Origin of the sequence: Cryobacterium sp. TMT2-42-4, assembly GCF_004402645.1 — a bacterium.
GTDB classification, from domain to species: Bacteria; Actinomycetota; Actinomycetes; order Actinomycetales; family Microbacteriaceae; genus Cryobacterium; species Cryobacterium sandaracinum.
Genome location: NZ_SOFT01000025.1, coordinates 66,562 through 91,768 on the forward strand (window position 1 = coordinate 66,562; position 25,207 = coordinate 91,768).

Sequence of the window (25,207 nt, forward strand, 5' to 3'; positions counted from 1 at the left end):
GTCCGCCGGCCGCAGTCTCGCCGCTTCGCCTATTTGAGGCTCTTCTGCAGGAGCACGGTGCCGAGCCAACGGTCGAACTTGAAGCCGACCTTGCCCATCCGGCCGATCTCCGCGAATCCGAAGTCGCGGTGCAGCTTGATCGATGCGTCGGCGCCCTGGTCGGCGACGACCGCGATGATTTCCTTGAGCCCGGCGGCCTGGGAGCGCTCGATGAGTTCGCCGAGCAGCATCCGGCCCAGTCCCTTGCCGGTGGAGGCCGCTCCGAGGTAGATCGAGTTCTCGACCGTGAACCGGTAGGCGCGTTTCTGCTTCCACGGGCCGACCAGGGCGTAACCGAGCAGCTGGCCGGCCGGGGAGACAGCCACGATGAACGGCATCCCGAGCTTGCCCAGATAGTAGAACTTGCTGCGCCACTCGGCCAGGGTCATCGGGTCAACGTCGAAGGTGACCGTGCTGTTGGCGACGTAGTAGTTGTAGACCTCCCGGATATACGGCAGATCGGTGATTTGGGCCTCACGCATGGTGAATCCGAACGGCGCCTCTTCCGCGGGCGTCGGTCGAAGGTGCCGGGGCAATTGCCGACGCGGCTGGTATTCCTCTTCAAGCACAGCTAACTCCTCCAGAGAGCTCCAGATTACCCGAGGGACCAGTCAACCGGGGCCGCCCCGGCGCGGCCGAGGTACTCGTTGGCCCGGCTGAACGGCTTCGACCCGAAAAATCCGCGCCTGGCCGACAGCGGGCTCGGATGAGCAGACTCGATCACCGGCGTGTCCCCGAGGAGCGGCCGCAGCGCGCCGGCATCCTTCCCCCACAGGATCGCCACGAGCGGCCGGTCCCGGGCGACGAGGGCACGGATGGCCTGCTCGGTCACGCTTTCCCAGCCGCGGCGCCGATGCGACCCGGCCAGGCCGGCCTGCACGGTGAGTACGCGGTTGAGCAGCAGCACCCCCCGCCGCGACCACGGCGAGAGGTCTCCGGTGGCGGCGGTGACGCCCACGTCGTCGTGTAGCTCCCGGCAGATGTTCGCCAGGCTGCGCGGCAGCGGCCGCACGTGTGCCTCGGTCGCGAAGGCGAGCCCGATCGGATGTCCCCGGGTCGGGTATGGGTCCTGCCCGACGATGAGCACCCGCACGGCGTCGAACGGCTCGGCGAAGGCGCGGAAGACATTCTCCGGGGCCGGTAGCCAGATACGGCCGGCCAGAGTCTCGGCGCGCAGGTGCTCGCCCATCCGGTCGATCTCCGACGCCACCGGCGCCAGCGCCTGGGCCCAGCCAAGATCGATGGCCCGGCTCTCGGTCAGCGCGGCGAGGGTGACGGGCATGATGCTCGGCTCAGGCCCCGAAGGTGCTCACGAGCACCCCGCCGTCGGCCTCGCTGACCCGCCAGACACTGCCGGCTCCGACGACGCTGAGCGCGCCCTCGCCGACGACCAGCGCGGTGTTCTCGTCGACGGCCAGGCCGCCGTCGATCAGGCCGGCCTCGGTAGCCGCGACCAGCCGGGACAGCGTGCCCCACTGGGCGGCGTGCACCTCCACGGTGACGTCGAGCAGCCCGATGCCTGGTTCGACGGTGATCTCGTCGAGCCCCTCGGCGGCGTGTTCGCCGCTGACCTCGACGCCGCCCATGCGCCAGCCGCCGATCAGGGCACGCTCGGCCGCGATCATCGCGCCGGCAGAGAATCCGAGATAGGGGGTGCCGGCGGCCACCTGACGGCGGATCTCACCGAATATCGGGGCCACGGCGGCCAGGTAGGCGGGGGTGACTCCGCCGCCGACCAGGATTCCGTCGGCCTCGGACACCGCGGTCAGGGTGAAGACGTCGCCCGGGGCGACGACGGTGACCTTCGGCTCGAACTCGCCGGCCGCAGAGACGGCGGCGACCAGGTTCGCGGCGTGGTCGGCGGCGTCTTCGGCACGCACGACGAGGATCGCGATGCCTGGCTCCGCGCGGCCTGCAGCGACTCCGCGCGCCGTGGCCTCGGCCAGGAAGGGTCCGAAGACGGCCGCGTCTGTCCGGGGGTTCCAACCGCCGCCGACCAGGTGCACGCTCACAGCAGGGCGCCCCGGGCCACGAGGGGCAGGCTGGCGGCGAGCAGGCTCGCGACAGGCAGAGCGTCATCGAGCTGTGCGCCGCCCGGCAGGCTCGCACCGGTGAGGCTCTCCGCCACGGGCGGCAGGGAGGACCAGGGGAACACGATCCAGCGGTCCGTTTCACACCAGGTGAAATCGGGCACCAGCACGGTGCGAGGCTTCGTGTACAGGGTGGCGGTGCGCACCTCGCAGGCGGTTTCCCGCAGCAGCGCGACGACCATCGCGAGGGTGTGCCCGGAGTCGGAGACGTCGTCGACGAGCAGCACCCGCAGGCCGGTCAGCGAAGGCGCGTCGAGCATCGGTCCCGACAGGACCGGCACGGGCAGGCGCTCGTCGACGCCGGTGTAGAACTGCACGTTGATGCTGCCGCAGTTCTTGGTGCCCAGCGCATACGACATCGCGCCGGCGAGCAGCAGCCCGCCGCGGGCGATGGCGATCACGACATCCGGCTGGAAACCACTCGACAGCACCGCCTTCGACAGCTGGCGGGACGCATCCGCGAACACGTCCCAGCCCAGCACTTCCCGCTCAATTCCGGTCACATCACGTGCAGCGTCGTCCGCGTCGAATCCCATTTCCCAATGGTAGGTCACGGCGCGGTGACGGTGAGCTCAGGCCAGGTGTCGCTCCTCGTGGCCGTTATACAGCGAGAGCGGACGGATCAGGGCATTCGATGCGGTCTGCTCGATGATGTGCGCGGTCCAACCGGTCAGTCGCGCCGCGACGAAGATCGGCGTGAAAGTGAGGGTGTCGAATCCCATCAGGTTGTACGCCGGTCCCGACGGGTAGTCCAGGTTGGGCAGGATGCCGGTGCGCGTCGTCATCCCCGCCTCGAGGGATTCGTAGAGCTCCAGCAGGTCCGGCCGGTCATAATGCTCGACCAGGGTGACCAGCGCGGTGCGCATGGTCGGCACCCGCGAGTCCCCGTGCTTGTACACCCGGTGGCCGAAGCCCATCACCTTCCGCTTTGCGGCGAGGGTCTCGTTCAGCCACGTCTCGGCGCGCTCCCCGGCGCCCAAACCGAGCCCGATTTCGTCGAAAATGTGCATCACGGCCTCGTTCGCCCCGCCGTGCAGCGCGCCCTTGAGAGCGCCGATCGCTCCGGTGACCGCGGAGTGCAGGTCGGACAGGGTCGAGGTGATCACGCGGGCGGTGAACGTCGACGCGTTGAAGGAGTGCTCCGCATACATGATCATGGACACATCGAACGCATTCACGACCACGAGTTCGGGCACCTCGCCGAACGTCATGAACAGGAAGTTGGCCGAGTAGCCGAGATCGCCGCGCGGTTCGATCAGCTCGAGGCCGTGGCGGCGGCGCTGGTCGTAGGCCACGATCGCCGGCATCTGGGCCCAGAGCCGCAGGCCCTTGGCACGGTTGGCCGCCGGCGACGCGTCGGCCGCATCGGGGTCGTTCGCGCCGATCAGGCTGACCGCCGTGCGCACGACGTCCATCGGGTGCGCCGTCGTCGGCAGCTCGTCGATGACGCGCTTCACCGCAGGAGTCAGGTGCCGGAGGGAGCGTTCCTGCTCCTCGAATTCGCCCAGCTCGACGTCGGTCGGCAACTCGCCGTGCCAGAGCAGGTAGGCCACCTCCTCGAAGCTCCTCTGTGCCGCGAGTTCCTGCACCGGGTAGCCCCGGTACAGCAGCGAGTTCGATTCGGGGTTGACCTTGGACACCTGCGTATGGTCGACCACGACGCCGGCGAGGCCCTTGTAAATGATCGGTTCGTTCTGACTCATGTCGCTCCCTTGCGTTGAGACTGGATCTGCGTGCGGGGCCGGGCTGCTACGAGGCAACATCCGGGTTGAGGGTGAAGTTGAAGACGCCGGAATCGAAGTGACTGTACGACTCGTAGTCGAGCAGCTCGTAAAGCCTCGCCCGGTGCTGCATCTCCGGCAGCAGGCCGGTCAGTGAGCCCTGCGCCTCGATGGTGTCGAGGCCGCGTTCGGCCGCCCCCATCGCGAGGCGCAGCAGGGACACCGGGAAGATGACGATGTTCATGCCGACATCCGCCAGCTGCTTGACCGTGTAGAGCTCGCCCTTGCCGAACTCGGTCATGTTCGCCAGCACCGGCACGTCCACGGCGGCGCGGATGGCCGCGAACTCGGCCAGCGATGCCATCGCCTCCGGAAAGATCGCGTCGGCCCCGGCGTCGACGAGCTTTTTCGCCCGGTCGACCGCGGCAGCCAGGCCGTCGACGGCACGGATGTCCGTGCGCGCCATGATCAGGAAGTTCGGGTCGCGCCGGGCGTCGACGGCCGCCCGGATGCGCTTGGCCGCCGTGTCGTCGTCGACGACCTGCTTTCCGTCGAGGTGACCGCAGCGTTTCGGATTGACCTGGTCCTCGATGTGCATGCCGGCCAGGCCGGCATCCTCGAGCGTCTGGATCGTGCGTGCCACGTTCATCGGCTCGCCGAAGCCGGTGTCGGCGTCCACGATCGTGGGCAGGTCGCTCATCCGGGCGATCTGCTGGCTCCGGCCGGCCACCTCGGTGAGAGTGGTCAGGCCGATGTCGGGCAGACCCAGGTCGGCCGAGAGCACCGCGCCGGAGATGTACACCCCTTCGAAGCCCTTTGCCGCGATCAGTCGGGCCGAGAGCGGGTTGAACGCACCGGGGAAGCGCAACAGCCGGCCGCTCGCCAGGTCCTCGCGGAACGCGGCCCGCTTGGCGGCAGGGGTGACGGTCGAGTACAACATCAGAAGATTCCGTTCGGGGTGGGAAGTGAGGCGAGCAACCCGTTACGGGCCACGATGGTGAGCTGGCCGAGCTCCCCGGCGCCAAGCCGCGGCAGGCGTTCGGCCGCGGCGAGGAAGCGCACGATCTCGCCCTCCTCGACCACGTCCGCCGCGAGGGTGCGGAACTTGTGCACGTATTCGTCCCGCCCGAACGGCTTCGCGCCGAGCGGATGGGCGTCGGCGACGGCGATCTCGTCGACGACCCGGCTGCCGTCGGTGAGCTCGATCTCGACTCGACCGCCGAAGGCCTTCTCGGCCGGGTCGAGCGAGTGGTACCGGCGGGTCCACTCGCTGTCCTCCGTCGTGGTCACCTTGTTCCAGAGGGCGATCGTGTCGGCCCGGCCGGCGCGTTCGGGCCGGTAGGAGTCGACGTGGTGCCAGCTGCCGTCCTGCAGGGCGACCGTGAAGATGTACGGGATGGAGTGGTCGAGGGTCTCCCGGCTGGCCGTGGGGTCGTACTTCTGCGGGTCGTTCGCGCCCGAGCCGATCACGTAGTGGGTGTGGTGGCTGGTGTGGATGACGACGGATACGACGTTGGCCGGATCGGACAGGGTCGGGTGCTCCCGGTGCAGCTTCCGGGCCAGGTCGATCCACGCCTGCGCCTGGTACTCCGCCGAGTGCTCCTTCGTGTAGCTGTCCAGGATGGCGCGCTTGGCTTCACCATTCGACGGCAGCGACACCTCATAGGCGGCATCCGGGCCGTCGAGCAGCCAGGCGATCACGCCGTCTTCCCCCTCGTAGATCGGGGTGGGGCTGGTTTCGCCGCGCATAGCGCGGTCGACCGCCTCCACCGCCATCTTGCCGGCGAAGGCCGGGGCGTGTGCCTTCCAGCTGGAGATCTCGCCCTTCCTGGACTGCCGGGTGGCCGTCGTGGTGTGCAGCGCCTGCCCCACCGCCTGGAAGATGGTCTCGGGGTCGAGCCCGAGCAGGGTGCCGATGCCGGCGGCCGCCGACGGGCCGAGGTGGGCCACGTGGTCGATCTTGTGCGCGTGCAGGCTGATGCCCTTGACCAGGTCGATCTGGATCTCGTAGCCCGTGGCGATGCCGCGCACGAGGTCGCGACCGGTCAATCCGCGGGCGGTGGCGAGGTGCTGGGCGACCGCGACGACCGGCGGGATGTTGTCGCCGGGGTGTGAGTACTCGGCCGCGAGGAACGTGTCGTGGTAGTCGAGCTCACGCACGGCGACCCCGTTGGCCCAGGCCGCCCACTCCGGTGACACCCGGCGGGAGCGCTGCTCACCGAACACGGTCGCCCCGACGCCGTTGAACGAACGCGGATGCGCGAGCGCCTGCGAGCGGGCCGACACCACCGGGCGCCGGGTCAGCGACGCCGCGGCGACGGCGGCGTTGTCGATCACCCGGTTGACGATCATCTCGGTCACCTCGTCGCTCACCGCGACCGGGTCGGCGGCGCACAGGGCGATCTTCCAGGCCAGCTGGTCGGTGCGGGCAAGGTTCTCGTCGCTGCGGTGAACACGAACGTGGTGGAGCTGCACGGTGGATCCCTTCGATTGGTTCGATCGGTTCGAATAGTGCGGTCAGCGCGGTGGAGGCGATGGGTCGGCCGGAACGGCCGACGATCCCCGGAGGGTCGCGAGAACGCTGGTGAGGCTCTGGTGGAGGTGCACGTGCGTGGCGTGGGCGGCCAGCGACGAGTCACCCGACAGAACGGCGTCCACGATGAGCAGGTGCTCGGCGGCGGCGCTTCGGAGCCGGTCCGGGTTGTCCCGGGCCAGGCGACGGATGCGGGCGAGGTGCGTGCGCACCCCGGCGAGCGCACCCACGAGGAAGGGGTTCGCCACGGCCACGTCAAGGGCCAGGTCGAACTCGTCGATCAGCTCGTAGTAGCGGCGTAGTCCCGCCTTGCCGTGCCGGAGCAGCTCCGGGGCCGCAAGGAACTGCGTGCGGAGAGCCTCGAAGACCGCCGGGTCGCGGCGCTCGGCGGCGATCCGGGCGGCGTGTTCCTCCAACGCCCGTCGCACCTCGTAGAGTTCCCCGATTCTGTCCACGCTCATCTCGGTGACCATGAACCCACGGCCGGTGCGGCCGGCCACCAGACCGTCGGCGATCAGCCGGGCGATCGCCGCGCGCAGAGGGGTGCGCGACACCCCGATCCGGGCGGCCTGCTCCACCTCGAGCAGCCCCGTGCCGGGCGCCAGGATGCCGTCGAGAATCTCGCCGCGCAGCTGCCGGTAGGCGCGTTCACTTGCGCGAACCGGAGCCGTGGTCCCCGTCGTTGGGGTTTCTGTATACACAAATCACATGTTATTCCCTTATTGCGGGATTTGTGCCAGACTTCACGAATTCAATGTATACATAGGAACTTCAACGGAGAGGTTCGAATGTCAGGGGAAGCATCGGCGGGGTATCACGACCTGTGGCAGAGAAGCATCGATGACGACACGCGTTCGGCGTTCTGGCTGCAGGCAGCCCGGGCAATCGACTGGACCGTGCCGCCGACGGTAGCGCTGGAGGAACGCTTCCCCGGTGCCTGGCGCTGGTTCCCGGACGGCGAACTCAACACCAGCTACAACGCGCTCGACCGCCACGTGCTTGCCGGATGCGGCGAACAGACGGCCGTCATCTACGACTCGGCGATGTCCGGAACCCGGGTGCGCCTGAGCTATCGCGAACTTCTGGGACGCGTCGAGCGCTTCGCCGGCGTGCTCCGCGCCAGCGGCGTCGGCCGGGGCGACCGGGTGATCGTCTACCTGCCGATGATCCCGGAAGCCATCGTCGCCATGCTGGCGTGTGCCCGCATCGGCGCCATCCACTCCGTCGTCTTCGGCGGCTTCGCCGCCAGCGAGCTCGCCGTGCGGATCGACGATGCGCGACCGTCCGTGATCGTGACCGCCTCCGGCGGCCTCGAACCGGGCCGGGCAGTCGAATACCTGCCTCTGGTCGAACGCGCCCTCGCTCGCAGCAAGGGCTCGGTGCACACCGTCATCGTGCGCGACCGGGAGATGGTCCCCGGCTGCGCCGCCGACTACGCCGGCACCAGCGACGTGGCCTGGCTGGACTGGGCCCACGAGGAGAACGAGGCCTCCCCGGCCGCGCCGATCAGCCTTCGCTCCGACGACCCGCTCTACATCCTGTACACCTCCGGGACGACCGGCAATCCGAAGGGGATCGTCCGCGACAACGGCGGCCACGCCGTGGCGCTGGCCTGGTCGATGGCCAACATCTACAACGTCAAGCCCGGCGACGTCTTCTGGGCGGCCTCTGACGTCGGCTGGGTGGTCGGCCACTCCTACATCGTCTATGCCCCGCTGCTGGTCGGCGCCACCACGGTCATCTATGAGGGCAAACCGGTCGGCACCCCGGATGCCGGGGCGTTCTGGCGCGTGGTGGAGGACTACCAGGTGTCAGTCCTGTTCACGGCGCCCACGGCCATCCGTGCCATCCGCCGCGTCGACCCTGACCTGGTCGAACTGGCGGGGCATGACATCCGCAGCCTGCACGGGCTGTTCCTGGCCGGCGAACGCCTCGACCCGGAGACATACCACTGGGCCAATGACGGGCTGCACTGCCCGGTGGTCGATCACTGGTGGCAGACCGAGACCGGCTGGGCGATCTGCGCGAACCCGCGGGGCATCGCCGACATCCCGACGAGACCGGGCTCGGCCACGTTCCCGGTGCCCGGCTACGACATCGCCATCCTCGACTCCCAGGGCAAGCCGGTCGCGAAGGCCGGCAAGGACGGCAACATCGCCATCCGCCTCCCGCTGCCGCCCGGCACCCTGCTCGGGATCTGGGGCAGCGAAGACCGCTTCGAAAGCTCCTACCTGTCGGCTTTCCCCGGCTTCTACGCCACCGGAGATTCAGGCCACTTCGACGAGGACGGCTACCTCTATGTGATGGGCCGCACCGACGACGTGATCAACGTCGCCGGGCACCGACTGTCCACCGGCTCGCTCGAGGAGGTGCTCACCCTGCACTCCGCGGTCGCCGAGTGCGCGGTGCTCGGCGTGCGCGACGCGCTCAAGGGGCAGCGCGCGGCCGGCTTCGTCACGCTCAAGGCCGGGGCCACGATCGACCACGACACTCTCGGCGCAGAGCTCATCGCGCTGGTGCGGGAGCACGTCGGGCCGGTGGCCGCGTTCCGAGACGTGACCATCCTGGACAGGCTGCCGAAGACCCGGTCGGGGAAGATCCTGCGCAAGACCATCCGGCAGATCGTCGATGGCGAGCCCTACACCGTGCCGCCGACGATCGAGGATCCCACGGTTCTCGACGCCCTCAAGCAGGCCGTGCATGGAGTCGGCCCGAACGCCTGAAGCACCAGTCGACCCCCACAGATCACCCCAGCACCATCCCACACAGTCACATCCCTTCACCGGAGCAAAGGAGCCCGCATGGCGGAATCACTGAAAGACAAACTCCCGGACGGAGTAAAACCGTCCACCATCGACTACATCGCGTATGAGAAGACGCCGAAGTTCATCCAGCTGAAGAAGCAGCGCCGCGGGTTCGTGCTGCCGCTGGCCGCCTTCTTCTTCATCTGGTACTTCGCCTTCGTGCTCGTCGCGGCCTACCTGCCCGACGTGATGGCAATCCCGGTCTTCGGCAAGTTCAACCTCGGACTGGTGCTCGGCCTCGGCCAGTTCGTCACCACCTTCGCCATCACCATGTGGTACGTGTCGTACTCGAACCGCCGTCTCGACCCCCTCGGGGCCGAGCTGCGTGCCGAGCTTGAGGAGATGGACAAGAAATGATCGCAACCAGCATTCTGCAGTCCCTGCCGGGCCGCCTGGCCCAAGCCGTCGAACCCGCGGAAAACAACCCCGTGCTGAACATCTCGATCTTCCTCGCCTTCGTGGCGGTCACCCTGATCGTCGTCATTCGCGCCGGGCGCAACAACAAGACCGCGGCCGACTACTACACCGGCGGCCGGTCCTTCACCGGCCCGCAGAACGGGTTCGCCATCGCCGGCGACTACCTCTCCGCGGCGTCGTTCCTCGGCATCGTCGGGGCGATCGCGGTCAGCGGTTACGACGGCTTCCTGTACTCGATCGGCTTCCTCGTGGCCTGGCTCGTCGCCCTGCTGCTGGTGGCCGAGCTCATGCGCAACACCGGCAAGTACACCATGGCGGATGTGCTCTCCTTCCGCCTGCGTCAGGGTCCCGTGCGCGTGGCCGCGGCGACGACCACCCTTGCCGTCTGCTTCTTCTACCTCCTCGCCCAGATGGCCGGAGCCGGCGGCCTCGTGTCGCTGCTCCTGGGCATCGACGACAAGGTCGGGCAGTCCGTCGTGGTCACCGTGGTCGGCGGCCTGATGATCATGTACGTGCTCATCGGTGGCATGAAGGGCACCACCTGGGTGCAGATCATCAAGGCGTTCCTGCTCATCATCGGCGCCTTCGCGATGACCGTCTGGGTGCTGGCCATCAACGGCTTCAATTTCTCGGCGCTTCTCGACTCGGCCATCGCCGCCTCGACGAGTGTGCCGGCCGACGCCATCCTGGTGCCCGGCCTGAAATACGGCGAGAACCCGCTCGACTTCGTCTCGCTCGCCATCGCTCTGGTGCTCGGCACCGCGGGCCTGCCGCACGTGTTGATGCGCTTCTACACGGTGCCCAGCGCCAAGGAAGCCCGTCGCTCGGTCGTCTGGGCGATCTGGCTGATCGGTGCGTTCTATCTGTTCACGCTGGTGCTCGGCTTCGGTGCCGCCGCGCTCGTCGGAGCAGATGTCATCCTCGCCGCTCCCGGCGGAGTGAACTCGGCCGCGCCGCTGCTGTCCCTCGCGCTCGGCGGACCGCTGCTGCTCGGCTTCATCTCGGCCATTGCGTTTGCCACGATCCTGGCCGTGGTGGCCGGGATCACGATCACCGCCGCGACCTCCTTCGCTCACGACATCTACATGAGCGTGATCAAGAAGGGCAAGGGTGACCCCGACGCCGAGGTCAAGGTCGCACGTCGTACCGTCGTCATCATCGGCATCCTCTCGATCGCCGGCGGCATCGGCGTGCAGGGGCAGAACATCGCCTTCCTGGTGGCCCTGGCCTTCGCCGTCGCGGCGAGCGCCAACCTGCCGACCATCCTGTACTCGCTCTTCTGGCGCGGCTTCACCACCCGCGGCGCCGTGTGGAGCATGTACGGCGGCCTTGCGGTCACCGTCGGTCTGATCATCTTCTCGCCGGTCTTCTCCGGCACGGAGACGTCGATGTTCGGTGCAAACGTCGACTTCGCCTGGTTCCCTCTGAGCAACCCCGGCATCATCTCCATCCCGATCGGGTTCTTCCTGGGCTGGCTCGGCTCGGTCACCAGCACCCGCAAGGAAGACCCGCTGCTGGCCGCGGAAATGTCCGTGCGGTCCATGACCGGCTTCGGCGCCGAGAAGGCCTCCGAGCACTGATCGAAACCGTACGACTTGCATGACCACCACTCCCCCCGGCTGCACCCCAGCCGGGGGGAGTAGTGTCATCCGCGGGCTAGAGGGCCAGACCATCCGCCTGTGCCGAGCCTTTGACGCACGACTGGAGAAGATTCTCAATGAAAGCTGCACGTTTCCACGGCCAGAAAGATGTCCGCATTGAAAACATCAAAGAGCCGGAGACCCGCAGCGGCACAGTGAAGATCGCAGTCGCCTGGTGCGGCATCTGCGGCACCGACCTGCACGAGTACCTCGACGGCCCGATCTTCATCTCGGCGCCCGGCCACCCGCATCCGCTTTCGCATGAATCCCTCCCGGTCACGATGGGGCACGAGTTCTCCGGCACCATCGAGGAGGTCGGCGACGGCGTGGAGGGCCTCACGGTCGGCGACAACGTCGTCGTGGAACCGTACTTCGTCTGCAACGAGTGCCCGCCCTGCAAGGCCGGCAACTACCACCTCTGCGAGAAGATGGGCTTCATCGGACTCGCCGGCGGCGGCGGCGGCCTGAGCGAGAAAATCGTCGTCGACCAGCGCTGGGTGCACCCGATCGGAGACCTCCCCCTCGACGAGGCCGCGCTGATCGAGCCACTGTCGGTCGCGCACCACGCCGTGGTCCGCAGCGGCGCGAAGGCCGGCGACGTCGCCCTCATCGGCGGCGCCGGGCCCATCGGCCTGCTGACGGCGGCCATCCTCAAGGGGATCGGCGTGACCACGATCATGAGCGAGCTCAGCACTGCCCGCAAGGAGAAGTCCCTCTCGAGCGGCGCCGCCGACTACGTCGTCGACCCGACCACCGAGAACGTCAAGGCCCGCGTGCTCGAGCTCACCGGCGGCGTCGGCGCGGATGTCGCGTTCGAGTGCGCCGGCGTCAACATCGTGCTCGACACGCTGCTCGACGCGCTGCGCCCCGCCGGCGTGCTGGTCAACGTCTCCATCTGGGGACACCCGGCCACGGTGGACATGCAGAAGATCGTGCTCAAGGAGATCGACCTGCGCGGCACCATCGCCTACGCGCGCGACCACGAGGAGACCATCTCACTGGTGACGAGCGGCAAGATCGACCTCAAGCCGTTCATCACCGGCCGGATCGCGCTCGACGACCTCATCAGCGAGGGCTTCGACACCCTGATCAACCACAACGACACCGCTGTGAAGATCCTGGTCCACCCCTAGGCAGAACGCTTGAGTGCGTCAGTCTTTGGGTGCCAGCGGCCCCCGCGCGACTCGTGTGGGGGCCGCCTGCGCGACCGGCTTGATCACGATCAGGTCCAGGTTGACGTGGGCCGGGCGTTCGACGCTCGACACGATCGTCTCGGCAATATCTTCGGCGGTGAGCGGATTCGGCACCCCGGCGTAGGCCGCGGCGGCCTTCTCCGCATCACCGTTGAAGCGCACCAGCCCGAATTCCTCGGTCTGCACCATCCCGGGGGCAACCTCGATCACCCGGATCGGCTCGCCATTCAATTCCAGGCGCAAGACTTCCATCAGGGCGTGCGCAGCGAACTTCGCCGCGTTATACCCTCCACCTCCGAGGTAGGCGACATGACCCGCAATGGACGTGACCGTGACGATGTCGGCGCCGCCGCCCTCCGCCCGGATCCCGGCCCGCAGCAAGGGCAGCACGGCGCTCGTGACCCGCTTGACCGCGAGCACGTTGATCTCGAACATCCAGGCCCAGTCCTCGACCTTCGAGTCCTCGACGGTGTCCAGCCCCACCGCGCCGCCCGCGTTGTTGACCAGTGCGTGCACCGGCCCGGACGCCGCAAGATAGTCGCGCAGCGCGTCCACGTCGGCCTGCCGGGTGAGGTCGGCCGTGAAGACCTGCGCCCCGGTCTCCGCCTGCAGCGTCGCGAGGCGGTCGGCGCGACGAGCCACCCCCACCACATCCCAGCCCCGCTGGCGGAACAGGCGCACGGTGGCGGCACCGATCCCCGAACTCGCACCGGTCACAACGACTCTTTTTGTACCCATGGCTCCATTCTGGTCGGAGAAGCAGCATGATGAGCCCACGCGCCACCGGAATACTGCACGTGCAGAAACGACGCGTGCCGCTCTGGGACAATGCGCGCTGGATCGCGATCGCCCTGGTTGTGCTCGGGCACGCCATCCTGAAACTCATCGCCGAGTCGGATGTCGCCTACGAGTTCTATCTGTTCGTCTACGCCTTCCACGTTCCGCTGTTCGTCGCCGTCAGCGGGTACTTCGCCCGGTCGGGCCCGCTCGGCACCCGCCAGCTGCATCGCCTGGTCACCGACATCGTGCTCCCCTACGCGATCTTCGAGACGATCTGGACAGTCGTGCACTGGCTACTCGGCGGCGAATTCCGCCTGGACTACTCGTCCCCCTCCTGGACCCTGTGGTTCCTGATCGCCCTCCTGGCCTGGCGCCTCGCCCTGCCCTTCCTCGTGCTGCTGCGCCATCCGCTGCTGATCAGTGTGATCATCTCCGTCGGCGCCGGGTACTTCGCGTCGATCGACAGCACCTTCGCGCTGTCGCGCACGCTCGGGTTGCTGCCGTTCTTCGTCTTCGGCTGGCAGTTACGCCAGTGGAAGGTCACCAACCGCTGGCTGGGGCTGCACGCCGCCGCGGTGTGGCGCTGGCGGATCGGCGCGGTCACCCTGTTCACGGCACTGCTGGGCGTGATCGTGGCGAACATCGACGCCCTTCGTGAGGCGCAGGTGCGCCAGTTCCTGCTCTACGACGAGTCCTACCCGGCGTTCGGCTACGACCAGCTCTGGGCCGGCGGCATCCGTCTGGGTCTGCTGCTGCTCGCGTTCGCCCTTATCGTGGCATTCCTGGTGCTCGTGCCCCGGCGACGGCTCTGGTTCACCCCCTACGGCGCGGCCACGATGTACATCTACCTGCTGCACAGTTTCGTGCTGTTCCCCCTGCGCGAGCGCGGGGTGCTCGGCGGACCCCAGCCGGGCTGGGTGCTGCCCGCGATGATCGGGTTCAGCGTGCTGATCTCCATCGCCCTCTCGCAGCGGATCGTGCGCCGGGTGTTCCGCCCGCTGATCGAGCCGCGCGCCCGCTGGCTGTTCCGCAAGAAGGCGCGCACCGACACCGGCACGATCGTGCTTCCGCACCTCGACGCGCCTGCCGGGACGCTCGCCGCCGAGCCTCCCGTGGAGCCGCCCGCCGAGCCTCCCGCAGACGCGCCGACCGCAGACCCTGCCGCCGGAACGCCGCGCTGACCGCTTCGTGACGCTGTGTTGCGGTGTCCGTTGCCAGCTCGACAACCCCTTGCCTAGAATCGCTGGCAGAGCGCTGGAAGGTCCACGCTCGTCGAGGATCACCCGGGAGATCACCTCATGAGCGACAACGCTGCAGACTGGAAGTTCGAAACCAAGCAGGTGCACTCCGGTGCCCAGCCCGACCCGACCACCAATGCCAGGGCCACCCCGATCTACCAGACCACGTCCTACGTGTTCGACAACGCCCAGCACGCGCAGAACCTGTTCGCATTGGCCGAATTCGGCAACATCTACACCCGGATCATGAACCCGACCCAGGCCGTCGTCGAAGAGCGCGTCGCCGCCCTCGAAGGGGGCACCGCAGCCCTGCTCCTGGCCTCGGGCCAGGCCGCCTCCACGTTCGCGGTGCTGAACATCGCCCAGGCCGGCGACCACATCGTCTCGTCGAGTTCGATCTACGGCGGAACTTACAACCTGTTCAAGTACACGCTGGCCAAGCTGGGCATCGAGACGACCTTCGTCGAGAACCAGGACGACCCCGAAGAGTGGCGCCGGGCGCTGCGCCCCAACACCAAGCTCTTCTTCGCCGAGACCATCGGCAACCCCAAGATCAATGTGCTCGACATCCGTCTCGTGGCCAATGTGGCGCACGCCGGCGGGGTGCCGCTCATCGTCGACAGCACCATCGCCACCCCCTACCTGATCCGCCCGTTCGAGCACGGCGCGGACATCGTCGTCCACTCGGCGACCAAGTTCCTCGGCGGCCACGGTGCCGTCATCGGCGGCGTCATCGTCGACGGCGGAACGTTCGCATGGTCCAAGAACGTGGAGAAGTTTCCCGGCCTCACCGAGCCGGACCCGTCCTACCACGGGGTCAGTTACACGGGCGCGGTCGGCGACGGCATCGCCTACATCATCAAGGCGCGCGTGCAGCTGCTGCGCGACCTCGGATCCGCGATCGCCCCGGCGAGCGCCTGGCAGCTCATCCAGGGCATCGAGACTCTCAGCCTGCGCATCGAACGCCACGTGCAGAACGCCCAGGACATCGCGGAGTGGCTCGAGAACCACCCCGACATCGCCTCGGTCAACTACGCCGGTCTGCCGTCGAGCCCCTGGTACGCCGCCGCGAATACCTACGCGCCCCGCGGTGTCGGCGCCGTGCTGTCCTTCGAGTTGAAGGGCGGAGTGGATGCCGGCCGCGCTCTCGTCGACAACCTTTCCCTGTTCAGCCACCTGGCCAACATCGGCGACGTGCGGTCACTCGTCATCCACCCGGCCTCGACCACGCACGCGCAGCTCACCCCGGAGCAGCAGCTCACGGCCGGTGTGACGCCGGGCCTGGTGCGCCTCTCCGTCGGCATCGAGAACATCGCCGATCTGAAGGCCGACCTCGAGACCGGCCTGGCGGCCGCCCGCGCGGTTGTGCAGGCATCCCGCGCCAACGCCTGACACGTCCAGCCGCTGCCAGTCCGGATGGGTGACCACCCCGAGCGGGTGGGTAACCAATTCGACGGAGATTTTGCCTTCCACACCCGGTTTCGGCCCGTTTCAGGGCAGAATCGGCCAAATCTCCGTCGAATGCGTTCGGGTGGCGGGCTGATTCGGTTCCGCCGAGTGCGAACAGAGTGGACTCCGCGGCGACGGCCGGGCGTGCGGTGCGCTGACCAGGCGGTGCGGTGACAATGAGCCGGAAAGGCTGTTCACCCGGCAGAATAGGGAGCCTATGGACTGGCAATATTCGGCAGACACCGTCCCGTCGAGCTTTGTGACCGAAGCCCAGGCGCGGTCCCTGCTCGGCAAACCCCCGGCGACGGGTGCGTGGCGCGACGGCGACCCCGTGGGGAACCGTCGTTTCCTCGACGTCGGTGCGCTGCACTTTGAGGCGGGCAGCAGCCTCGGCGCCGTGCGGATCGCCTACGAGACGTGGGGCGAACTGTCCCCGAGCGGCGACAACGCCGTGCTCGTGCTGCACGCCCTCACCGGCGACAGCCACCTGATCGGCCCGGCCGGCCACGGCCACCCGACCGCGGGCTGGTGGAGCAAGGTCGTCGGCCCCGGCCTGGCCATCGACACCGACCGCTGGTTCGTGGTTGCCCCGAACATGATCGGTGGCTGCCAGGGCAGCACCGGTCCGGCCTCCCTCGCCCCGGACGGCTCCGAATGGGGCACCCGCTTTCCCTACCTCACCATTCGCGATCAGGTAGCAGCGCAGGTCGCCTTCTCCGACCGTCTCGGCATCGACCGTTGGGCCGCCGTCGTCGGCGGCTCGATGGGCGGGATGCACGCGCTCGAGTGGGCCATCGAGCATCCGTCCCGGGTCGCCCGCCTGGCAATCCTCGCGGCACCGCCGGTGACGACCGCCGACCAGATCGCGTTGAATTCGGTGCAGATCGAAGCCATCCGCAGCGACCCGCTCTTCCGCTCCGGCGACTACTACGACGCCGCGGATGGCGACGGCCCGACCCGCGGCCTCGCCCTGGCCCGGCGGATGGCGCTGCTGAACTACCGCAGCTCCGAGGAGCTCAACCTGCGCTTCGAGCGCGGCTGGCAAAGCGAGATCAGTCCGCTCGGCGCGGGCGGCCGGTTCGCCGTCGAGTCCTACCTCGATTTCCACGGCAACAAGTTCACCCGGCGGTTCGACGCGAACAGCTACATCGTGCTGGTCGAGGCCATGAACTCGCACGACATCGGCCGCGGCCGCGGCGGTGTCGCATCCGCCCTCTCCCGCATCGATGCGCTCAGCGTCGTCGTCGGCATCGACAGTGACCGCCTCTTCCCTCTCGAGGGCCAACAGGTCATCGCCGCCCACCTGCAGGGCAACATCGACGGCACGGATGCCGTCACGCTCCACTCCGGCTTCGGCCACGACGGTTTTTTGATCGAGAACGAGGCGATCGGCGCGCAACTTCTGCGCGTTCTGACCCGTCCCGCTTCCTCGCATCGTGCGTGACACGGTCCCGGATCAAGACGACGTCGACCGGAAGGCCACGGAACGCGACACCCCTCGTGAACCGAGTCGTGCCCGTGAATGCGACGTACCCTGAATCGAGACGTACCCGATGAGAGGACACGCGCCATGAAACCCGGTTCCGTTATCATGTTGATCTTTGGCGCGGTCCTCTCCCTGCTCGGCTTCTCGCTGGCCCTGGCCGGGGCGACGACCGCCGTGGTCAGCGCGCAGGGCGAGGACGGCTACCTCACCAGCCCCGCCCGCTCGTTCTCGGTACAGTCGTTCGCGCTCACCTCCCCCCGGATCGGCTCGATCGAGCTCCAGGACGTCCCGGCGAACATCGGCAGTCTCCGGCTCCGCGCGGTCTCCACCTCCACAGCGGACGTCTTCATCGGCGTCGCGCCTCAGGCCGACGTCGACCGCTACCTGGCCGGGGTGAATGCCACAGAGCTGCGCGACCTGAACATCAATCCCTTCCAGGCGGTGTACCACGACACTCCGGGCAGCCGCGCTCCCGAGGCCCCCGGCGCCCAGGACTTCTGGGTGTCCTCCGCCGAGGGTCCCGGCACTCAGGAGATCGACTGGGACCTGACAAGCGGCAGCTGGGCGGTCGTCGTAATGAACGAGGATGCCAGTCCCGGCGTCTCGGTCGCCCTGCAAGCCGGCATTCGCCTCGGGTTCCTCGCCCCGCTGGCGGTGGGGCTGCTTCTGGTCGGCCTGTTCATCCTTCTCATCGGCCTGGTGCTGACCGTGTTCGGAGCAATCGGTCTGGGCCGTGGCACACCGCCCTCAACCGTGCCCGGCGCCACACCCGACACACCGCCCGGAGCAGCAACTTTCGTCGGAGCAGGCCCACCCGGGGCCACCGCTGCCGCTGCCCATACCGGTGAGCGGGCGTTCCCCGCCCGGTTGACCGGAACCCTCGACGAGGGGCTGTCCCGCTGGTTGTGGTTGGTGAAGTGGATCCTGATCTTCCCGCACGTGGTGGTGCTGCTATTCCTCTGGTTCGGGTTCGTCGTCACCACCATCGTCTCCGGGTTCGCCATCCTCTTCACCGGTCGATACCCGACGGCCCTCTTCCAGTTCAACGTCGGGGTGCTGCGCTGGAGCTGGCGGGTGTCCTTCTACGCCTACTCGGCGCTCGGCACTGACCGGTACCCCCCGTTCAGCCTGGCGTCGTCGGCCGACTATCCCGCCGATCTGCAGGTCGATTATCCTACGCGTCTCTCGCACGGGCTCGTCCTGGTCAAATGGTGGCTCTTGGCGATTCCGCACCTGCTGGTCGTGGCGGCCCTCACCGGAAGTGCGACGATCTGGCGGAACGACGAGGGCGACTCGGTCTCGAACGCGGTCCCGTCCCTGATCGGGGTGCTGGTGCTGATCGCCGCGGTCATTCTCCTCTTCACCGGTCGGTACCGGCGCAGCCTGTTCGATCTGATCCTCGGCATCGACCGCTGGATCTTCCGGGTGGCCGTCTACACCGCCCTGTTCCGCGACGAGTACCCACCGTTCCGCCTCGACCAGGGCGGCGCCGACACCCCGGAGACCGCGGTCGCACCAGCACCGATCGCACCCGCCGCCCCTGCCGGCGGAGCGGCGTCGAGCACGCCCTGAGTCGCCGGTCACTCCCGTCGGGAATGCCTTCGGCCGCGCGGACGGCGACGGATGCCACGGAGCGCGCGAGGGAACGGACACCGGGCCGGTAGGGTTCTGTATAGAGGGCAAATGGGGTGAGAGCGCCGCTATGCGACGAATCTACAAGGAACGTGACCGTCTGCTCCGCAGAGCGGCTCGCCTGTGCGGATTGGCCGGCTCGGCCGCCGCGCTTCTCGCGATGCTCGTCCCGGGCGGCTTGACCGTGAGCACCCTGGCCCGGAGCCTGCCACTGCTGCTGCTGCTGGTGGCCGGCCAGTATCTGCTCGGCCGGTCCGGCCGGATGCGCTGGGTCGCCTTGATCCTGGTCTCCGGCATCGCCGTGATCCTGCTCGTGGGCTGGTCGGGCCAGCGTGCCACCGGCCTGAACCTCGTCGAGCAGGCCATCATCGGCGGCATCGCCGCCGGAGCCCTGAGCTGCGTCGCCCTCGTGCTCGTGGTCAGCGCCGCCCGCCTGCTGGTGCTGTTCCTGGCATTCGGTGCGACCGTAGCCAGCGTGCTCGCCGCCACCCGCGCCTCGTCCGACGCCACCTTGCCCCTCCTGCTCACCCTCAGCGCCTGGCTTGCCATCGCCCTGGTGGCCTGGTGGCTGGCCCAGAGCGTGCCGCGCGTCATGGCGCGCATCGCCTTCATCGGCCGGGCCCACCTCGCCGAGCGCCATGCCAGCGAGCTCGAAGCCCAGCGCCGGCAGGATGCCCGGCTGTTGCACGACACCGTGCTGGCCACCCTCACCCTCCTCGCGCACTCCGGCGTCGGCGTCAGCCCGGCCGCACTGCGCCAGCAGGCCGGCGACGACGCCCGGCTGCTGCGGCAGCTGCGGCTCGGCGGCCTCCCCACCCCGCGCCGCTCCGGGGTGTACACGCTCGAGCCGGCCACCGAGTCAATGCTCGGAAGCACCCTCGAATCGGTCAAGCAACGGTTCGGGCGGATGGGCCTCGATGTGGACTGGCACGGCAGCGGACAGGTTCTTCTGCCCAGCGACGTGCTCGACTCCTTCCTCCTCGCCCTCGGCGAGTGCCTCGAGAACGTGCGACGTCACGCCGGCGTCGCCCGCGCCGACGTGACGATCACTGATGACGACACAACCGTGCGCGCCATGGTCACCGACGCAGGGGTCGGCTTCGACCTCAGCGGCGTCAGCGCCGAACGCCTCGGTTTCGCCGAATCGGTCGTGGCACGCCTGCGCGACGTGGGCGGCAACGCCCGCCTCTTCTCCTCCCCCGGCTCCGGCACCACGGTCGTGCTCGAGGTGCCCAAGTGACCGTGCCCGGCATCGTCGGCGCCCGCCGCCGTGACGCGCGCCGCGCTGCGGCGGGCGGGTCCGCCCAGCCGAGCACCCAGGACCGCCAGGAACGCCGGGCACACCGGCGCAGTTTCCGGCGCCCCGAACGCACCGAGCAGACCACGCGCGCCAACCAGAGCGGCCTGGGTGGCCGTCACCTCGGCATCGGCCTGACGTTCAGTGGCGGCTTCATCACCCTGTTCCTGTTCGGGCAGTTCGTCGTTCAGTGGTCCGAATATCCCGACCCGACGCCCAGCCTCATCGCGTGGGGTCTCCTGATGGCGACCACGGTCCTGGCACTGATCACGGTGCAGCGCCTTTCGGCTCGGATGCCGGACTGGTTGTTCGCCACGGCCATCGCCGCCGGCGCCGCCGTGGTGGTGCTCGACCTAATCGGGTCGTGGGGCGAAACCGACTCCGGCGTCTACCCGACCGCCGCCGCCGCCGTCGGCACCCTGCTCATCTCCCTGGCCACCGTGCGCCGCGGGCGCGACCTCGTCTCGGCCGCGACGGCGCTCGGCCTGCTGCTCTTCCTCGGGGCGCTCACCGAGGAGCGCGCCGACGCGCTCACCTTCGCCTCCGACCTCCTTGCGATCAGCCTCGCCATCCTGCCTCCGCTGCTCGGCGTCGCCACGGTTCGGGGTTTCCGCCGGATGGCCCAGCGCGAACTCGACCTGGTGCTGGTGCAGAGCACCATCTCCCAGCCGCGGTTCGCGGTGGGGATGTTCGCCTCCGAGGAACTCGCCCGCATCGACCTCGACGCGGAGACTCTGCTCGACGACGTCGCGAAGGGTCGCACGGCGCTGCCGCTGAGTTCCGAGAAGTCGACGACGGCGGCAGACCTCGCCACGCAACTGCGGCTGCACCTGATCCGGGGCCGCCGGGAGACCTGGCTGCACCACGCGATCACCGAGTCCGAGTTCCTGGGACCGTCCGTCGGCCTGCACGACCCGGCGGGGTTGGCCGGCCTGCTCGACCCCGACCAGCGCGATGCCCTTCTGCGCACGATCTGGCTGCTGATCAGCGACACAACCCGCGACGAGGCATCCGTTTCGCTCTCTCTCGGCCCGATCCGACCCACGCACGGCGTCTCCGCTCGTCAGAAGTTACGATTTCCGATCGAATTGACCACGACGGGTGTGCCACGGCGTCGAGTGGACCCCGAGACGTGGCAAGCTATCCGAATAGTCGGCCCTCACGTCGATTCCAGCCGGGACGGAAGTCTGCATCTGGAAATCGAATGCAGTATCGACAATCCCGCGGATGCTTAGGGTCCGTGGAACTACGCTGTTGAGCTTCTCATTCGGGGCCAGAAGCACAAGGAGACAGAAGTGACGAACATAACCACGTTGAGCACTGAGGCGCCGAACAAGGACAACCCCATCCGGTTGGCCCTCGTCGACGACCACCGCATGCTGTTGGGAGCCCTCACCGAGTGGATCCGGGGGGCCGCAGACGACATCAACATGGTCGCCGCCGTCACCACCTGGCCCGAGCTGCTCACCCACCCCGAATTTCCCGTCGACGTCGTGCTCCTCGACCTCGACCTCAAGGACAACATCCCGGTTTCACTGAAGATCTCGACGCTCAAGACGGCCGGCGTGAAGACGGTGTTGATGAGCACCTACTCCGAGGCCGGGCTCGTGCGCGAGGCGCTGGCTGCCGGTGCGCTCGGCTACCTGGTGAAGAGCGAAGAGGCGACGATGATCGTCGAGGCGATCCGCTCAGCCTATGACGGCGACTCCTTCATCTCGGCCGAACTGGACGAGGCCCTCAACAACGGCGCGAACGGCGGTTCTCCCCGCCTCAGCGCGCAGGAGCGCCGGGTGATGGCACTCTACGGCGCGGGCGAGCCGGTCAAGGCCGTCGCGCACCAGCTCGGCATCTCCGAGGAGACCGCCAAGAGCTACCTCAAGCGCATCCGGGAGAAGTACCGCCTCGCGGGCTTCGACGTGGGAACCAAGGTCGCCCTGCGCAAGCGCGCCATCCACGACGGCATCCTGCTCCAGGGCGACTGACTTCGGCGCTGCCGAAGGGCCCGGCTGCCGAAGGGCCCGGCTGCCTCGCGCCGACCACGCGGATCGCCTAGGTGCCTCCGCGAGCACCACGCCGATCCAGACCGGGGCGACGTAGCCGAGGTCACCCGCGATGGCGAGGCCCTACCGGCAACACCGCGCCGAGGCCGGCGGCCCGAACAAAGTCGACGAAGATATCGCTCTCAACAGCGCGTTCAAGCGAAAAAACACGGGTTTGACCCAGAATCTCCGTCGCATTGGTTAGACGCCCGGCACGGCGTTCCGCCGGGGTCGAACGGCGCCCCGCGGTATGGTCGGCTCTGACTCCCGGAGCGCGCTGCATCCAGAGGGGATTCACCTGGCTACGCGGCCGGTGTGGAGGCCGCCGCTGCTGCGGTCTCGGCCAGCGCCACCTCGAGGCGCTCGACCTTCCCGGTCAGCTCCCCGGTGCGGCGGCCCCGGATGTCGGCCTTGAGCACCAGGGACACCCGCGGCCCCCAGGCGCCGACGGCTTCAGTGGCGGCCTTGACCACCGCGAAGACCTCGTCCCAGTCGCCCTCAATGGTGGTGAACATCGAATCGGTGTGGTTGGGCAGCCCCGACGCGCGCACGATGCGCACGGCCGCGGCGACCGCGTCGTGCACCGACCCTTCGTCATCGTGGGAGCCGGACGGGGCGACGGAGAATGCAACCAGCATGGGGTTACTCCTTCTGATCGGGGGTGGGTGGGAACAGGATCTGCCACACGGCCCAGCCGAGCAGCACAACCTCCAGCGCGTTGCGCACGGTCAGCACCAGCACCAGGGTCGAGTCTGCCACGAGCAGGAGGTCGTAGAAGTGTGGGTAGACGAGTTGGGTCAGGGCCGCGATGACAAGCCCGAGCACGGCCGGGAGCCACCAGGCACGCCCCCGCACCAGCAGCCCGAGGATGATGGGCGCGGCCAGCCAGGTCGTGAACTGCGGCGAGCCGACCTTGTTGACGACGATCAGGGTCAGCACCAGGGCCAGCACCAGCGGCGGGAACAGGCCGGCCGGTTCGGCGCCTGCACGCATCCGCTGGCAGGCCAGGAGCACCACGGCCAGCCCGCAGAGGGCGAGCAGGGGGGTAATCGCCACGATGGCGACGTTCGTGCCGGTGCCGATGATCTGGAAGGTGAGGATCTGCCGGTCGTAGTAGAGGTAACTGCCCGGCAGGCCCAGCGCGGCCGGCCACATCCAGAGGCCGGCGACCGGGGACTCGATCTGGATGCCGCGGTTCGTCTGCTCGCCGACGAAGCTGAGCACGTTCGCCCCGCTGCCGAGCCCGAGCGCCACCAGCACGATGCCCAGGCTCGTCCCGGCCGCGGCGACGAGCACCCGCCAGCGGTCCTTCGAGACGACGAATAGCGCGATCACCAGGGCCACCGGCCAGATCTTCACCCAGGTGACCAGAGTCAGCAGCACTGTGCCCCAGACCGGCCGGGCGCCGACGAACAGCAGTGCGGCGATCGCCAGCGGCACGGTGACCGCATCGATCCGGGCGAGGGCGACGGGCCCGAGCAGCAGCAGGAAACCCAGCCACCAGGCCGCCGCCGCCAGGGCACGCCGGTTGCGGCCCCGCCCGAGCAGCAGCGCGAAGGCCCCCGCGTTCAGCAGGGTCACCAGCCCGAGCCAGCCGGTGGCGTAGAGGTCGGGTCCGAACGCGAGCGGCGCCAGGATGGGCAGGAGGGCCAGCAGCGGGTAGACGAAGCCGGTGGTGATGCCCACGATGTCGGCACCGGATGCCGCGTCGGTCGCCCAGCCGAGGTAGACGACCTCCACATCGCCCAGTGGCCAGCCCGGGGACGCGAAACAGAGCCACCAGAGCACGCCGTGCACCAGTGCGAAGCCGGCCCAGAGCAGCGTTCGCGATGTCGGCACGCCGGCTCCGGCGGCCCGGTGTTCTGCGACGGATTGGGGCACGCTCCACCTTCGCACGCCCACGGCTCCGCCGCCGCACCGGGACAGTCAGCGCGAGGGTCAGCGCGAGCCGAGCAGATCCGCGATCGTGGCCGGCACCGCGCCGGCGATGTCGAGCGCGGTGATCGGCCCTCCGTTGGACGCCCGGGCCGCTGCCCGGGCGTGCACCAGGGCGGCCGTCGCCGCGAGATGGGCCGGCGCGGCGACATCCGTCTGGATCGCCCGTGAATGCGTGGCCAAGAGGGCGCCAAGGATGCCGCCGAGCACGTCCCCGGATCCGGCCGTCGCCAGCCAGGAGGGCGCCTTCGACACCGTCAGCCGGGTGCCGTCGGGCGCCGCGATCCAGGTGACGCTCCCCTTGAGCAGCACCGTGACGCCGAGGCCGGACGCGGCGCGCGCGGCCCACTCCCCCGGCGCAGCCGCCACCTCGGAACCGGCCACCGACTCGCCCTGAGGGGAGAGCAGTCGGGTCAGCAGCCGGGCGAGTTCGCGGTAGTGCGGGGTGATCACGACGGGCCCGGTCGCCCGGCCGACCAGGTCGAGGGCCCCGGCGTCGCACACCGCGGGCAGCCCCTCGGCCAGGGCGCCGAGCAGCGCGGCCTCGGTGACCCGGTCGCGCGCGGCGGCGTCCTGACCCGAGCCGAGCAGCCAGGCCTGCACCTGCCCGGGGGCGGTGACGGCCTCGGGGCGGCGCTGCAGCACCAGGTCGGACGCCCGTCTCGGGCCGAGGTAGCGCACCATCCCGACCCCGGTGCGGAGGGCCGCCTCGACTCCGAGCACCGCGGCCCCGGGGTACTCGTCGGAGCCCGTGCGCACGCCCAGCACGCCGCGGCGGTACTTGTCGTCGTCCGCCCGGGGAACCGCGATCCGCTCGCGCGCCCGTGCGCCGTCCCATTCCAGCCATCCCCGTGGTTCGCTCATGCACTCACGATAGGTTGTTTTGAGAGCGTCGGGCCGGCCGCTCCGCCCGC

23 protein-coding genes are annotated in these 25,207 nt (G+C 68.8%); 11 read left to right on the forward strand and 12 right to left on the reverse strand.

Annotated elements, in window-relative coordinates; genetic code table 11:
• Nucleotides 1-29: 29 nt before the first annotated feature.
• Genes E3O18_RS08900 through E3O18_RS08935 form a run of 8 tightly spaced genes read right to left on the reverse strand, consistent with a single transcriptional unit; the run spans nt 30 to nt 7,084 of the window.
• The gene (locus E3O18_RS08900; RefSeq protein WP_174720098.1) at nt 30-608 is read right to left on the reverse strand and encodes a GNAT family N-acetyltransferase; all 579 of its coding nucleotides are present in this window, start codon (nt 606-608) and stop codon (nt 30-32) included.
• Between the two features lie 26 nt (nt 609-634).
• The gene (locus E3O18_RS08905) at nt 635-1,321 is read right to left on the reverse strand and encodes a uracil-DNA glycosylase (RefSeq protein WP_134417931.1); all 687 of its coding nucleotides are present in this window, start codon (nt 1,319-1,321) and stop codon (nt 635-637) included.
• Nucleotides 1,322-1,331: 10 nt separating this feature from the next.
• A complete protein-coding gene (locus tag E3O18_RS08910) occupies nt 1,332-2,051 on the reverse strand; it encodes a Type 1 glutamine amidotransferase-like domain-containing protein (protein WP_134417932.1) in 720 nt (239 codons plus the stop codon).
• Nucleotides 2,048-2,665, reverse strand: coding sequence for a phosphoribosyltransferase (locus E3O18_RS08915; protein WP_104170202.1), 618 nt, complete (start codon nt 2,663-2,665; stop codon nt 2,048-2,050). Before E3O18_RS08915 ends, E3O18_RS08910 begins: the two co-directional genes overlap by 4 nt.
• 36 nt (nt 2,666-2,701) lie before the next feature.
• The gene (locus E3O18_RS08920) at nt 2,702-3,832 is read right to left on the reverse strand and encodes a bifunctional 2-methylcitrate synthase/citrate synthase (protein WP_134395973.1); all 1,131 of its coding nucleotides are present in this window, start codon (nt 3,830-3,832) and stop codon (nt 2,702-2,704) included.
• A gap of 46 nt (nt 3,833-3,878) precedes the next feature.
• Nucleotides 3,879-4,790: a methylisocitrate lyase gene (prpB, locus tag E3O18_RS08925; RefSeq protein ID WP_134397381.1), complete on the reverse strand. Its 912-nt coding sequence runs from the start codon at nt 4,788-4,790 to the stop codon at nt 3,879-3,881.
• Nucleotides 4,790-6,325, reverse strand: a complete 1,536-nt coding sequence (locus tag E3O18_RS08930; protein ID WP_134397382.1) for an MmgE/PrpD family protein — start codon at nt 6,323-6,325, stop codon at nt 4,790-4,792. Before E3O18_RS08930 ends, prpB begins: the two co-directional genes overlap by 1 nt.
• Before the next feature lie 42 nt (nt 6,326-6,367).
• Nucleotides 6,368-7,084 (reverse strand): GntR family transcriptional regulator, encoded by a 717-nt coding sequence (locus E3O18_RS08935; RefSeq protein ID WP_134417933.1) that lies wholly within the window; start codon nt 7,082-7,084, stop codon nt 6,368-6,370.
• Nucleotides 7,085-7,171: 87 nt separating this feature from the next.
• Here E3O18_RS08935 and E3O18_RS08940 point away from each other — a divergent pair, with 87 nt between their 5' ends.
• From E3O18_RS08940 to E3O18_RS08955, 4 genes are all read left to right on the forward strand, one after another.
• Nucleotides 7,172-9,106, forward strand: a complete 1,935-nt coding sequence (locus E3O18_RS08940) for an AMP-binding protein (RefSeq protein WP_134417935.1) — start codon at nt 7,172-7,174, stop codon at nt 9,104-9,106.
• A gap of 78 nt (nt 9,107-9,184) precedes the next feature.
• Nucleotides 9,185-9,544 (forward strand): DUF485 domain-containing protein, encoded by a 360-nt coding sequence (locus E3O18_RS08945; protein WP_104099874.1) that lies wholly within the window; start codon nt 9,185-9,187, stop codon nt 9,542-9,544.
• A complete protein-coding gene (locus E3O18_RS08950) occupies nt 9,541-11,184 on the forward strand; it encodes a cation acetate symporter (RefSeq protein WP_134395978.1) in 1,644 nt (547 codons plus the stop codon). Before E3O18_RS08945 ends, E3O18_RS08950 begins: the two co-directional genes overlap by 4 nt.
• A 137-nt stretch (nt 11,185-11,321) precedes the next feature.
• Entirely contained in the window at nt 11,322-12,377 is a 1,056-nt protein-coding gene (locus E3O18_RS08955; RefSeq protein WP_134417936.1) for a 2,3-butanediol dehydrogenase, read from the forward strand.
• 18 nt (nt 12,378-12,395) lie between these two features.
• Here E3O18_RS08955 and E3O18_RS08960 read toward each other — a convergent pair whose 3' ends face one another.
• Entirely contained in the window at nt 12,396-13,175 is a 780-nt protein-coding gene (locus E3O18_RS08960) for an SDR family oxidoreductase (RefSeq protein ID WP_134395980.1), read from the reverse strand.
• 26 nt (nt 13,176-13,201) lie between these two features.
• Between E3O18_RS08960 and E3O18_RS08965 the strand changes: the two genes are divergently transcribed.
• From E3O18_RS08965 to E3O18_RS08995, 7 genes are all read left to right on the forward strand, one after another.
• A complete protein-coding gene (locus E3O18_RS08965) occupies nt 13,202-14,398 on the forward strand; it encodes an acyltransferase family protein (RefSeq protein ID WP_134417937.1) in 1,197 nt (398 codons plus the stop codon).
• 117 nt (nt 14,399-14,515) lie between these two features.
• Nucleotides 14,516-15,847 (forward strand): bifunctional o-acetylhomoserine/o-acetylserine sulfhydrylase, encoded by a 1,332-nt coding sequence (locus E3O18_RS08970; protein ID WP_134417938.1) that lies wholly within the window; start codon nt 14,516-14,518, stop codon nt 15,845-15,847.
• A 274-nt stretch (nt 15,848-16,121) separates the two neighbouring features.
• Entirely contained in the window at nt 16,122-17,348 is a 1,227-nt protein-coding gene (locus E3O18_RS08975; RefSeq protein ID WP_134397386.1) for a homoserine O-acetyltransferase, read from the forward strand.
• A gap of 126 nt (nt 17,349-17,474) precedes the next feature.
• Nucleotides 17,475-18,962, forward strand: coding sequence for a DUF4389 domain-containing protein (locus E3O18_RS08980; protein ID WP_134395984.1), 1,488 nt, complete (start codon nt 17,475-17,477; stop codon nt 18,960-18,962).
• Between the two features lie 130 nt (nt 18,963-19,092).
• Entirely contained in the window at nt 19,093-20,262 is a 1,170-nt protein-coding gene (locus tag E3O18_RS08985; protein WP_134395985.1) for an ATP-binding protein, read from the forward strand.
• Nucleotides 20,259-21,554: a hypothetical protein gene (locus E3O18_RS08990; RefSeq protein ID WP_134417939.1), complete on the forward strand. Its 1,296-nt coding sequence runs from the start codon at nt 20,259-20,261 to the stop codon at nt 21,552-21,554. Before E3O18_RS08985 ends, E3O18_RS08990 begins: the two co-directional genes overlap by 4 nt.
• A gap of 69 nt (nt 21,555-21,623) precedes the next feature.
• On the forward strand, nt 21,624-22,301 hold the full coding sequence (locus E3O18_RS08995; protein ID WP_255570043.1) for a response regulator transcription factor: 678 nt from the start codon (nt 21,624-21,626) through the stop codon (nt 22,299-22,301).
• A 359-nt stretch (nt 22,302-22,660) separates the two neighbouring features.
• Here E3O18_RS08995 and E3O18_RS09000 read toward each other — a convergent pair whose 3' ends face one another.
• From E3O18_RS09000 to E3O18_RS09010, 3 genes are read right to left on the reverse strand one after another with little or no spacing between them, the layout of a single operon-like run.
• Entirely contained in the window at nt 22,661-22,996 is a 336-nt protein-coding gene (locus tag E3O18_RS09000) for a thiamine-binding protein (RefSeq protein WP_134395987.1), read from the reverse strand.
• Nucleotides 22,997-23,000: 4 nt separating this feature from the next.
• Nucleotides 23,001-24,239, reverse strand: coding sequence for a glycosyltransferase 87 family protein (locus E3O18_RS09005; protein ID WP_166784910.1), 1,239 nt, complete (start codon nt 24,237-24,239; stop codon nt 23,001-23,003).
• Nucleotides 24,240-24,296: 57 nt separating this feature from the next.
• Nucleotides 24,297-25,157 carry an ADP/ATP-dependent (S)-NAD(P)H-hydrate dehydratase gene (locus E3O18_RS09010; RefSeq protein ID WP_134395989.1) on the reverse strand — a complete coding sequence of 287 codons (861 nt, stop codon included), beginning with the start codon at nt 25,155-25,157 and terminating at the stop codon, nt 24,297-24,299.
• Between the last annotated feature and the right edge of the window lie 50 nt (nt 25,158-25,207).

Coding starts and splice junctions, on each gene's coding strand:
- E3O18_RS08905 (WP_134417931.1), bottom strand. CDS start 1,321: ATGCCCGTCACCCTCGCCGCGCTGACCGAGAGCCGGGCCATCGATCTT.
- E3O18_RS08915 (WP_104170202.1), bottom strand. CDS start 2,665: ATGGGATTCGACGCGGACGACGCTGCACGTGATGTGACCGGAATTGAG.
- E3O18_RS08920 (WP_134395973.1), bottom strand. CDS start 3,832: ATGAGTCAGAACGAACCGATCATTTACAAGGGCCTCGCCGGCGTCGTG.
- prpB (WP_134397381.1), bottom strand. CDS start 4,790: ATGTTGTACTCGACCGTCACCCCTGCCGCCAAGCGGGCCGCGTTCCGC.
- E3O18_RS08940 (WP_134417935.1), top strand. CDS start 7,172: ATGTCAGGGGAAGCATCGGCGGGGTATCACGACCTGTGGCAGAGAAGC.
- E3O18_RS08945 (WP_104099874.1), top strand. CDS start 9,185: ATGGCGGAATCACTGAAAGACAAACTCCCGGACGGAGTAAAACCGTCC.
- E3O18_RS08950 (WP_134395978.1), top strand. CDS start 9,541: ATGATCGCAACCAGCATTCTGCAGTCCCTGCCGGGCCGCCTGGCCCAA.
- E3O18_RS08955 (WP_134417936.1), top strand. CDS start 11,322: ATGAAAGCTGCACGTTTCCACGGCCAGAAAGATGTCCGCATTGAAAAC.
- E3O18_RS08960 (WP_134395980.1), bottom strand. CDS start 13,175: ATGGGTACAAAAAGAGTCGTTGTGACCGGTGCGAGTTCGGGGATCGGT.
- E3O18_RS08965 (WP_134417937.1), top strand. CDS start 13,202: ATGATGAGCCCACGCGCCACCGGAATACTGCACGTGCAGAAACGACGC.
- E3O18_RS08970 (WP_134417938.1), top strand. CDS start 14,516: ATGAGCGACAACGCTGCAGACTGGAAGTTCGAAACCAAGCAGGTGCAC.
- E3O18_RS08975 (WP_134397386.1), top strand. CDS start 16,122: ATGGACTGGCAATATTCGGCAGACACCGTCCCGTCGAGCTTTGTGACC.
- E3O18_RS08980 (WP_134395984.1), top strand. CDS start 17,475: ATGAAACCCGGTTCCGTTATCATGTTGATCTTTGGCGCGGTCCTCTCC.
- E3O18_RS08985 (WP_134395985.1), top strand. CDS start 19,093: ATGCGACGAATCTACAAGGAACGTGACCGTCTGCTCCGCAGAGCGGCT.
- E3O18_RS09000 (WP_134395987.1), bottom strand. CDS start 22,996: ATGCTGGTTGCATTCTCCGTCGCCCCGTCCGGCTCCCACGATGACGAA.
- E3O18_RS09010 (WP_134395989.1), bottom strand. CDS start 25,157: ATGAGCGAACCACGGGGATGGCTGGAATGGGACGGCGCACGGGCGCGC.